The following is an 11342-nucleotide window of genomic DNA, read 5'->3' as shown; positions in this document are numbered from 1 at the left end:
TCATGACTCCTCAACGTTATGCACGCATAAAAGAAATGCTCAACTGTCGTCAGCCCGATCTGACGATTTGCATGGAGCAGGTGCATAAGCCTCATAACGTTTCTGCGGTTATTCGCACTGCGGATGCCGTCGGTGTGCATGAAGTCCATGCGATTTGGCCCACCAGCCGGATGAAAACGCTGGTCTCCTCCGCCGCAGGCAGCAATAGCTGGGTGCAGGTTAAAACCCATCGCAGCATAGGTGATGCGGTTGGTCACCTGAAGGCCGAAGGCATGCAGGTTCTGGCGACCAATTTGTCTGAACACGCGGTCGATTTTCGGGAAATTGATTACACCCGCCCGAGCTGTATTCTGCTTGGACAAGAAAAAACCGGTATTACAGCCGAAGCGCTCAAACTGGCCGATCGGGATATCATCATTCCGATGACTGGCATGGTACAGTCACTGAATGTCTCCGTAGCCTCGGCGTTGATCCTGTATGAAGCGCAGCGCCAACGCCAGATCGCCGGTATGTACCAGCGTGAAGAGAGCCCGCTTGATGAAGAAGAGCAGCAGCGCCTGCTTTTTGAAGGGGGCTACCCGGTACTGGCTCGCGTCGCAAAACGTAAAGGGCTTCCTCGCCCTTATATTGACCATCAGGGTCAGATTGTAGCGGATACCCCGTGGTGGGCCGCGATGCAATCGTCGGAGTGCTGATGAAAGGCCGCCTGCTGAACACCCAACCGCTGAGTACACTTACTGGCGTGGGTGCAAGTCAGGCAGCGAAACTCGCGCGACTCGGACTGGAAACCGTGCAGGATCTCCTGCTGCATTTACCTCTGCGCTACGAAGACCGTACGCATCTTTATCCTATTGGTGACCTCCTTCCTGGTATGTATGCCACCGTGGAAGGTGAAATCCTACGCAACGATATCACCTTTGGCAGCCGTCGCATGTTGACCTGCCAGATCAGCGACGGCAGCGGCATGCTGACCATGCGCTTCTTCAATTTCAGCGCCGCGATGAAAAACAGCCTCGCACCGGGACAGCGCGTTACCGCTTATGGCGAAATCAAGCGCGGTAAAATCGGTGCGGAGATCATCCATCCTGAATATCGTGTTCAGGGGGATAGTACGCAGGTCGAGCTACAGGAATCACTCACGCCGGTTTACCCCTCCACAGAGGGCGTTCGTCAGGCCACGCTCCGCAAACTTACCGATCAGGCGCTGGCGTTGATCGATGCAAACCCCATCGATGAGCTGCTGCCTGAATCCCTGAGCCGATCGCTCATTAGCCTGCCAGACGCACTACGCACGTTACATCGTCCTCCGCCGGATATGCAGCTCAGCGAGCTTGAGCACGGGAAACACCCGGCACAGCAGCGGCTGATTATGGAAGAACTGCTGGCGCATAACCTGAGTATGCTCGCCGTAAGAGCAGGGGAGCAGCGGCATAACGCCTCGCCGCTACAGGCGCAAGACGGCTTGAAGCAACGTCTGCTTGATGCCCTGCCGTTCAAACCCACGCAGGCACAAGAGCGTGTTGTGGCGGAGATTGAAGCGGATATGGCGAAAGATTTCCCGATGATGCGTCTGGTACAGGGCGATGTCGGTTCAGGGAAAACGCTGGTTGCCGCGCTGGCAGCATTACGCGCTATTGCCAACGGCAAACAGGTCGCGCTGATGGCACCAACCGAGCTATTGGCCGAACAGCACGCCCATAATTTCCGTCAGTGGTTTGAACCGCTAGGGCTTGAAGTGGGCTGGTTGGCTGGCAAACAAAAAGGGAAAGCACGTCAGGCGCAGCAGGATGCCATCGCCAGCGGTCAGGTTTCCATGGTTGTCGGGACGCATGCTATTTTCCAACAGCAGGTTAAATTCAACGGACTGGCATTGGTCATTATTGATGAACAGCACCGCTTTGGCGTGCATCAACGCCTTGCGCTGTGGGAAAAAGGCGAAGAACAAGGCTTTCATCCTCATCAATTGATTATGACCGCCACACCCATTCCCCGTACGCTGGCGATGACAGCCTATGCCGATCTAGATACGTCCGTCATTGATGAACTGCCGCCGGGCAGAACGCCCGTCACCACCGTCGCCATACCGGATTCACGCCGCAGCGACATTATCGAGCGCGTGAATAATGCCTGTCAGCAGGAAGGGCGACAGGCCTATTGGGTATGTACGCTGATCGAAGAATCCGACCTCTTGGAAGCACAGGCCGCAGAAGCCACCAGCGAAGAACTGAAGGCAGCCCTGCCGAATCTCAAGGTCGGATTGGTCCACGGTCGCATGAAAGCACAGGAAAAGCAGGCAGTAATGCAGGCCTTCAAACAGGGCGAACTGCAACTGCTGGTGGCGACCACCGTCATCGAGGTGGGTGTGGATGTACCGAATGCCAGCCTGATGATCATTGAAAACCCGGAGCGCCTGGGCCTGGCACAGCTACACCAGTTGCGCGGGCGCGTCGGACGCGGCGCGGTGGCGTCTCACTGCGTGCTGCTCTATAAAACGCCGATGAGCAAGACCGCACAAAAGCGGCTTCAGGTTCTACGCGACAGCAACGATGGCTTTGTTATCGCGCAGCGCGATCTGGAAATTCGCGGGCCGGGTGAATTATTAGGTACGCGCCAGACGGGCAATGCCGAGTTTAAAGTCGCTGACCTCCTGCGCGATCAGGAACTGATTCCACAGGTACAGCGCGTTGCGCGCCATCTTCATGAGCACTATCCCGAGCATGCCATCGCGCTAATCGAACGCTGGCTACCCGAGCGCGCACGCTACACCAACGCCTAATCGCAGCAGCGCTTCTTCATTTTTCTTAAAAGTATCCTCTTAAATAATAAGGCCTTGCTTGTCAGACAAAATTCATATCGAAAAGATGAGTTAGCAAACGTTTGCTTTCAACAAAGAGATCATTAAAATGCGCTCTTTGTCGTTTCAGGAACGCCAACTTACATCATGACTACCACCACGGAAACGTCCCAAACAGAAGCCGCTGCCGCACCTCAGCGCAGTGAACTCATCTATCGCCTTGAAGACAGACCGCCGCTGCCGCAAACGCTATTCGCCGCCAGTCAGCACCTGCTTGCCATGTTTGTTGCGGTGATTACCCCTGCGCTACTGATCTGTCAGGCATTAGGTTTACCCGCTCAGGATACGCAGCGCATCATCAGCATGTCGCTTTTCGCTTCCGGTCTGGCTTCTATTCTCCAAATTAAAACCTGGGGCCCTGTCGGTTCTGGTCTACTGTCAATTCAGGGCACCAGCTTTAACTTCGTGACGCCGCTGATTATGGGCGGACTGGCGCTGAAAAACGGCGGCGCGGATGTTCCCACGATGATGGCTGCGCTGTTCGGCACGCTGATGGTCGCTTCCTTCACCGAAATCATTCTTTCACGCTTCCTGCATTTAACCCGTCGCATCATTACCCCGCTGGTTTCCGGCATTGTGGTGATGATCATTGGTCTGTCGCTGATTCAGGTCGGCCTGACCTCCATCGGCGGCGGCTATGCCGCAATGGGTAATAACACCTTCGGCGCGCCCAAGAACTTACTATTAGCGGGAGCGGTGTTGCTGGTTATTATTCTGCTTAACCGCCAGCGTAACCCTTACCTGCGCGTCGCCTCGCTGGTGATTGCCATGGCGGTGGGTTATCTGGGTGCCTGGTTGATGGGAATGCTGCCGGAAAATGCGCCTGCTCAAAACGACACAGTTATTATGGTGCCCACGCCGCTGTATTATGGTTTAGGCTTTGATTGGAACCTGTTGATTCCGCTGATGCTGGTCTTCATGGTGACATCGTTAGAAACCATCGGTGACATCACCGCGACCTCCGACGTTTCGGAGCAGCCGGTCAGAGGCCCGCTGTATATGAAACGCTTAAAAGGCGGCGTGCTGGCAAATGGCCTGAACTCTTGCCTTTCTGCCGTATTCAACACCTTCCCAAACTCTTGCTTCGGCCAGAATAATGGCGTCATCCAGCTTACCGGGGTTGCCAGCCGCTATGTGGGTTTTGTGGTTTCGCTGATGCTGATCGCACTGGGGCTGTTCCCTGCCGTTAGCGGATTTGTGCAGCATATTCCAGAGCCAGTTCTGGGCGGTGCCACTATCGTGATGTTCGGTACGATCGCAGCCTCCGGTGTGCGCATTGTGTCCCGTGAGCCACTGAATCGTCGTGCGATCATGATTATTGCGCTGTCACTGGCTGTTGGTCTTGGCGTATCGCAGCAGCCGCTGATTCTGCAGTTCGCACCAGATTGGATTAAAACATTACTGTCTTCTGGTATCGCCGCTGGTGGGATTACGGCAATCGTGCTGAATATCATCTTTCCACACGAAGAAAAATAGCGTCAGCCCGCAATAATTTCAGTTCAGTTCATGTAAAAAGCGAGCGGTGATGCAACACTGCTCGCTTTTTACTGTCTGTAACAGCATTACCTATTGAGCCTTCAGGGAAATTGCGGCATAAGAACAGTTCTCCCTGACGATTGGCATGGACTGACACGATGAAATTTATCGGGAAATTATTGCTGACCCTGCTGCTGCTGGCCTTTTTAGCACTGGTGGTCGTATATGTATTACTGCAAACCAGTTGGGCGGCAGGCTGGATAAGTAATTGGGTAAACCAGAATACTGACTACCAGTTGTCACTGGGCAAAATTAATCATGACTGGTCAACAGCCGATCATATCCAACTCACCGATGTCAGTTTTGGTCAGAAAAATCAACCGCCGACACTCACTGCAAAGCAGATTTCAGTTGGATTTAGCGCCCGTCAAATTACCGAGCCGCACCATTTCGCCAGTCTTGAACTGGAAGGCGGAACGCTCAATCTTTCCTCTCAGGCGGCGACACTCCCTATCGAGGCCGATGTGCTACAGCTGCGTACCATGGCGCTGCAGGCAAAGGACGGCAATTGGCATCTGAATGGTCAACAGATTAACGGTGGAATAATGCCGTGGCAGCCCGAGGCTGGCTATCTGCTGGGTAAACAGGGACAGTTCCAGCTCAGCGCCCGCTCACTCGAACTCAACGACATTCCCGCCAGTCAGGTATTGGTTCAGGGCGAAATCAACCACAACCAGCTGATTCTGAGCAATTTCGGCGCGGATGTCGCTCAAGGGCAACTAACAGGCAGCGCCAGCCGCGCAGAAGATGGCAGCTGGCAAATCGGTAGCCTGCGGCTCAGCAATGTCCGTTTGCAAACGCAGAGAACGCCGGAGGCCTTCTGGCAACCCGTTACCGAACTGCCTTCTGTTACGGTTGACCGCTTTGATCTGATTGATGCCCGTATCGAAGGGCCGGGTTGGGCGTTTATTGACCTTGATGTTGCCCTACAAAATGTCACGTTTAAGCAGAATGACTGGCAGAGCGAAGGGGGAACGCTGTCGTTCAATGCGACTGACATTGTGAACGGCAACATGCACCTTATCGACCCTATCGTGAATCTGGATTTGTCACCAGCGGGCGTTAACATCAAGCAGTTTTCTACGCGCTGGGAAGGCGGCTTGCTGCGAACCAACGGTAGTTGGCAGCGTAGTAACCACCGTTTACAACTGAATGAATTTGTTGTGGCAGGGATGGAGTACACGCTCCCCAGCGATTGGCGTCAGCGCTGGCAAGCGACCCTGCCATCATGGCTGGCAGAAGTGAATGTGCGAAAATTTACGGCGAACCGCAATCTGCTGATCGATATCAACCCAGACTTCCCCTTCCAGCTAACCGCATTGGATGGCTACGGCAGCGATTTGCTGTTGGCTCACAACTACCAGTGGGGAATGTGGGCAGGATCGTTGAATCTTAATGCCAGCGACGCAACGTTTAATAAAGTCGATGTGCGCCGTCCTTCAATGGCACTGGTAGCCGACGATAACCAGATCGTCATTAACGAACTCAGCGCATTTACGCAAAATGGCATGCTGGATGCAAAGGCAACGATCAACCAGCAACCAGCACGCCATTTCTCCCTGTCACTGACAGGACGCGCCGTACCACTGGATGTTCTGACGCGTTGGGGATGGCCAGAGCCGGCAACTGCACCGACAGGCAACACGAATCTGCAATTGCAGTTGAATGGGCGACTTGCCGCTGATACGCCGCTGAAGCCGACGCTAAGCGGTACGCTGCAAGGTGTGGATAGCAATGATCATCCTATCAGACAGCAAATGCATCAGGGAACCGTGACAGAAACGCCATAATTATTACGTTTTCAAAATACGGGGCTAGACCGCTGACAAACCAATTTACCGGATGGAAACGGGAGTAACGGAATAGAAGAGTAAAGCGTTTGCGCCAGCCGAGCTTACATGGACGAACTCGCAGCGTCTTTACGATCTATCCGTTATCACCGTTGTACTTTGTCTACTGCCCAGATTCCCGCAAGGTATCGATTAGTTAATCGCCGCGATAATCGTTAGCTGATCGTTCAGCCGCTGTTTGGTTAACGCGTTGGTGGCGCTGTCGCGCTGTTGCGTCAGTTCCGCTACGCGTTTCTCCCGCTGCGTGGCATCCGGCAGCAGTAACGATTTCACGTTGATGGATTGTACGTTGCTGTAGCGGCCATCGTCTGACGTCGGCACGCTGATTTTTCCGCTGTTGAGCAGCGATTCGACGATGTGGCGTTCGCGCTCATAGCCCTGCAATCCCGCCAGTTTCCAGCGCTGTGGCACCGTACCTTCGTACTGGCCTTTTTTCACCTCGGTCAGATAACGGATGGTCAGGTTACGAATTGTGCCTGCCTCTTCGCCATATTTCGCTTTGGTATCCGACAGCACCGGGAACTGCATGCCTTCCAGTACGCCGCCTTTCTGCGTCAGGTGGCCCATGCGGTAGCTGTTCATACCCAGACGAATCGGCATCTTGTCGGTAACCCGCATCCCGTTATTCAGTTTCAGGTCAGTGATGCGCTGCCCAGCGGGTTTCGTCAGATCGATGGTGTAGGTCACGCCGTCGAAAAAATCATTGGTGGAATATTTGGACGCACGACGCTGCGGATTAAAGCTGTAAGTCACATCGCCGTCCTGCAACGGGTTGAAGTAACCCGCGGACCATTCCATGTATTTCTTCAGTTCTTTTCCGGTGAGCTGATAAACCGTGATCTCGCCGCCAGCATATTGATAGTTAAAGGCAATGTCCTTCGCGGCGATGGTACCGACATTCAGCTTGGGCTTATCGTTATCAATTTGCAGCGCGATGACCTGCGCTTTAGGGGCGTAATGACGGCTGGCTTCCTGGAATAGGGCGCTGATGCCGGTATCCTGTATGTGTACCTGAGGAATACCTTTCACGGCATCTTGCGGCACCAGATCGTGCCCGAGGAGCTGCGCGATCGGACGGTTGGCGTTGGCGCGCAGGGTATTGTGATAAGGCTCGTAGATGTCTTCCATCTTGCGGTCAGAATCCACGTCCTTAATCGAATAGGTATAGCTGTCTTTGTTGATCAGCACGTACTTGCCGTTCTGCTGTTCAAACTGCAAATCGATGCGCGACAGTGCGCGGCCATATCTGTCCGGTTCGGTGACGATCACGCCATTAATCACTTCTTTATCCACTTTTACGTGCATATGACCCGCGACGATGGCGGCTAATTCAGGGTTTGCACGGGCAATATCGCCGACGCCAGTACCCGGTCGCTGATTCTCGTTATCGATTCCCATATGGGCGACCAGCACGATGGCATCCACTTTGCCGTGGATTTGCTGGATAACGGTTTTTACTGCCCCGACGGGATCGGTAAAGTTCAGTCCTTTCACGCGGTCGGTGCCCTTGGCGAACTCAGCGGTCATCGGCGTATCCATACCGATGATGCCAATCTTCACGCCCTGCCGTTCGACAATTTTATAGGCAGGTAAGTAAGGTTTACCGCTTTCCCAAAAAATGTTGCCCGCCAGCGCGGTGCCTTTGAATTGGTCAAGCGAGGTGGAAAGTACGTTCAGGCCGAAATCGAACTCGTGGTTACCCATGACCCAGACGTCATAATTCATGGCGTTAAAACCAAGAATCATCGGGCTGGTTTTGTCATTTTTGAAGGTTTCGACAACGTTGCCCTGAATGGTGTCGCCCGCATCAACCAGAATCACATTCGGCTGCTGCGCACGGACTTTATGCACCTGTGTGGCGATCTGACTCAGGCTGCCAGCCATGTTGGCGGTGTCGGTGGCGTAATCCCAGGGAACAAAGGTGCCATGCAGGTCTGATGTCCCCAGAATCGTAATATTGACGGGTTCTTGAGCGGCCATAGCAGAAGTACTCAAACAAAGCAGAAGTGACAGAAGCGTTTTTTTCATTATGTCATCTTAGTGTCATAAAAGGTGATAGCGCGAAATTATGCGAGCTGCTTCTCATTAGTGCCACAGACTTTGCAAAAGCAGCGTAGGAAATGCGAAGCAGGCTAAGTTTCTAGTCGCCGATACGCTTAGCGTCGCGGCGATGAGATTTTTCAGGCAGGAAGATAGAAGTCGAAGCGGTGGCTTTTGGTTTCCAGCATGGACTGTGCTGGCACGCCGGCCAGCGGCGGCGCATAGTCTGGTCGCTTCACCACGACGCGTTTTTTCGCCAGCGCGCGTGCGGGTGCCAGCAGCGCATCGGCGTCGTCATCCGCACCCACCAGCGACTGAAATACCCGCATCTCTTTCTTCACCAGCGCGCTCTTTTGTTTGTGTGGAAACATCGGGTCGAGATAAACCACATCCGGTGGCGGTGTGATATCGCGCAGCGCGGTCATACTCGACGCGTGCAGCAGGGTGAGCCGCTCCCGTAGCCACGGGCCAATCTCTGCGTCCTGATAACCACGTTGCAATCCGTCGTCCAGCAGGGCTGCAACCACCGGATTGCGCTCCACCATGCGTACGTGGCAGCCTAATGCTGCCAGCACAAAGGCATCGCGTCCCAGTCCGGCCGTCGCATCCACGACATCCGGCAGGTAATCTTTTTTGATACCGACGGCTTTAGCGACAGCCTCGCCGCGCCCGCCGCCAAAGCGACGGCGATGTGCCATCGTCCCGGCAACGAAATCGACGAAGATAGCGCCGAGCTTCGGTTCATCCTGCTTGCGCAGTTCCAGACGTTCTGCTGTCAGCACCAGTGCCATGACCGCATCGGGATCGGAAACCAGCCCCCAGCGTGCGGCCAGAGAAGATAAGGCGCCACTATCGGCGCCTTCTTCTGCAATTAAGCAGATGCTCATCCTTTGATGCCGTAATGCGCAAGCATGGCATCCAACTGCGGTTCACGGCCACGGAAGCGTTTGAACAGCTCCATCGGCTCTTCGGAACCGCCGCGGGTCAGGATGTTATCCAGGAATGACTGACCGGTTTCACGGTTGAAGATACCTTCTTGCTCGAAGCGGGAGTAAGCATCCGCTGCCAGCACGTCTGCCCACAGATAGCTGTAGTAGCCTGCGGCATAACCGCCTGCGAAGATGTGGCTGAATGCATGTGGGAAGCGGCCCCAGCTTGGGCTTGGCACCACGGCCACCTGCGCTTTGATTTCAGCCAGCGTCGGCAGAATCTGCGCGCCTTTCGCAGGATCAAACTCGGCATGCAGGCGGAAATCGAACAGGCCGAATTCCAACTGGCGCAGAATGAACAGCGCAGCCTGATAGTTCTTCGCCGCCAGCATCTTCTCCAGCAGTTCCTGTGGCAGCGGTTCACCGGTTTCGTGGTGGCCGGAGATAAAGGCCAGCGCTTCAGGTTCCCAGCACCAGTTTTCCATGAACTGGCTCGGCAGTTCGACCGCATCCCACGGTACGCCATTGATGCCCGCGACACCGGCGGTATCGATCTGGGTCAGCATGTGGTGCAGGCCGTGACCGAATTCGTGGAACAGCGTGGTGACTTCGTCGTGGGTGAACAGCGCGGGTTTGCCGTTGACCGGACGGTTGAAGTTACAGACCAGATAAGCGACCGGTTTTTGCAGTTCGCCGTTGCCTTTACGCAGTTTACCCGCGCAGTCGTCCATCCAGGCTCCGCCGCGTTTGTGTTCACGAGCGTATAAATCGAGGTAGAAGCTGCCGCGCAGTTCACCGCTTTCATCGAACAGATCGAAGAAGCGAACGTCCGGGTGCCAGACATCGACGTCTTTACGCTCTTTGGCTGTGATGCCATAGATGCGTTTAACCACCTCGAACAGGCCGTTCACCGCGCGTTCTTCCGGGAAGTACGGACGAAGCTGCTCATCGCTGATGGAATACCGATGCTGCTTCTGCTGTTCGCTGTAGTAGGTGATATCCCAGGCCTGCAATTCATCTACGCCGTAGTGTTCTTTGGCGAAGGCACGCAACTGCGCGAGTTCTTCTTCAGCCTGTGGACGGGCGCGTTTCGCCAGATCGGTCAGGAAATCGAGTACCTGCTGCGGGTTTTCCGCCATTTTGGTCGCCAGCGACTTGTGCGCATAGCTATCGAAGCCCAGCAGCTGTGCCAGCTCGTGACGCAGTGCCAGCTTTTCCGCCATCACGTCGCTGTTGTCCCACTTGCCCGCGTTTGGCCCCTGATCGGATGCGCGCGTGCCGTAGGCGCGGTACATCTCTTCGCGCAGCGCTTGATTGGTACAGTAAGTCATCACCGGCAGATAGCTTGGGATATCCAGTGTCAGCAGCCAGCCGTCCTGCTCTTTTGCTTCTGCCTGCGCTTTGGCCGCTGCCAGTGCGCTTTCCGGCATGCCATCCAGCTCGGTGACGTCGGTAATCAGCTTGCTCCAGCCCATGGTGGCATCCAGCACGTTGTTGCTATATTGCGAACCGAGTTCGGACAGACGAGCAGAGATTTCACCGTAGCGTTTCTGTTTTTCCGGCGACAGACCGATACCGGACAGCTCAAAATCGCGCAGCGCGTTATCAACGGATTTCTTCTGCGCCACGCTCAGCGCGGTGTACTGTTCGCCGTCACGCAGGCTGCGATAAGCCTGATACAGCCCGGCATGTTGGCCGACCCAGGTGCTGTGCTCGGACAGCAGCGGCAGACATTCTTCATAAACCGCACGCAGCTCCGGGCTGTTCTTCACCGCGTTCAGGTGGCTGATGGGTGAGAAGATGCGGCCAAGACGATCGTCGCTGTCAGCCAGCGGTTGGCACAGATTATCCCATGTAAACGGCCCCGCTTGCGCCACCACACGCTCTACCGTCTCGCGGCATTCATCCAGCGCGGATTTCACCGCAGGGACAATATCTTCCGTTTTGATACTGGAGAACGGGGGCAGGGTAAATGAGGTCAGTAATGGATTCGTCATGGTGCCGTCCTGATAATTGTGGGTGATCTCGTTGCCGGTAAGTGGAATCTGTTGAATAAAGGCCGGCAAGGCGGATATCTATTGCGGATTAATCACTAAGATGAGGTCAAGCGCCGTGAAAATCAATGGCAGAGGG

At 54.9% G+C, this 11342-nt stretch carries 7 protein-coding genes; 4 read left to right on the top strand and 3 right to left on the bottom strand.

Annotated features, from left to right (window positions below; genetic code table 11):
- Positions 1–2: 2 nt before the first annotated feature.
- From trmH to DMB82_RS20070, 4 genes are all read left to right on the top strand, one after another.
- Positions 3–695: a tRNA (guanosine(18)-2'-O)-methyltransferase TrmH gene (gene trmH / locus DMB82_RS20085; RefSeq protein ID WP_116163869.1), complete on the top strand. Its 693-nt coding sequence runs from the start codon at positions 3–5 to the stop codon at positions 693–695.
- Positions 695–2776, top strand: a complete 2082-nt coding sequence (recG, locus tag DMB82_RS20080) for an ATP-dependent DNA helicase RecG (protein ID WP_102118782.1) — start codon at positions 695–697, stop codon at positions 2774–2776. The genes trmH and recG overlap by 1 nt, the downstream gene beginning before the upstream one ends.
- Before the next feature lie 165 nt (positions 2777–2941).
- A complete protein-coding gene (locus DMB82_RS20075) occupies positions 2942–4330 on the top strand; it encodes a nucleobase:cation symporter-2 family protein (protein ID WP_102118781.1) in 1389 nt (462 codons plus the stop codon).
- 158 nt (positions 4331–4488) lie between these two features.
- Positions 4489–6180: an AsmA family protein gene (locus tag DMB82_RS20070; protein ID WP_102118780.1), complete on the top strand. Its 1692-nt coding sequence runs from the start codon at positions 4489–4491 to the stop codon at positions 6178–6180.
- 192 nt (positions 6181–6372) lie between these two features.
- On the opposite strand, the gene DMB82_RS20065 is transcribed toward DMB82_RS20070, so the two are convergent.
- The 3 genes from DMB82_RS20065 to prlC form a co-directional block, all read right to left on the bottom strand.
- The gene (locus tag DMB82_RS20065) at positions 6373–8268 is read right to left on the bottom strand and encodes a bifunctional metallophosphatase/5'-nucleotidase (protein WP_116163871.1); all 1896 of its coding nucleotides are present in this window, start codon (positions 8266–8268) and stop codon (positions 6373–6375) included.
- A gap of 152 nt (positions 8269–8420) precedes the next feature.
- A complete protein-coding gene (rsmJ, locus tag DMB82_RS20060) occupies positions 8421–9167 on the bottom strand; it encodes a 16S rRNA (guanine(1516)-N(2))-methyltransferase RsmJ (RefSeq protein WP_039279949.1) in 747 nt (248 codons plus the stop codon).
- Positions 9164–11206, bottom strand: a complete 2043-nt coding sequence (gene prlC / locus DMB82_RS20055) for an oligopeptidase A (protein WP_102118810.1) — start codon at positions 11204–11206, stop codon at positions 9164–9166. The genes rsmJ and prlC overlap by 4 nt, the downstream gene beginning before the upstream one ends.
- Positions 11207–11342 lie beyond the last annotated feature (136 nt).

This window comes from Pectobacterium aquaticum (genome assembly GCF_003382565.3).
Taxonomy (GTDB): Bacteria; Pseudomonadota; Gammaproteobacteria; order Enterobacterales; family Enterobacteriaceae; genus Pectobacterium; species Pectobacterium aquaticum.
Note: the sequence above shows the minus strand (reverse complement) of the source record. Positions and strands in the feature narration are given on the sequence as shown.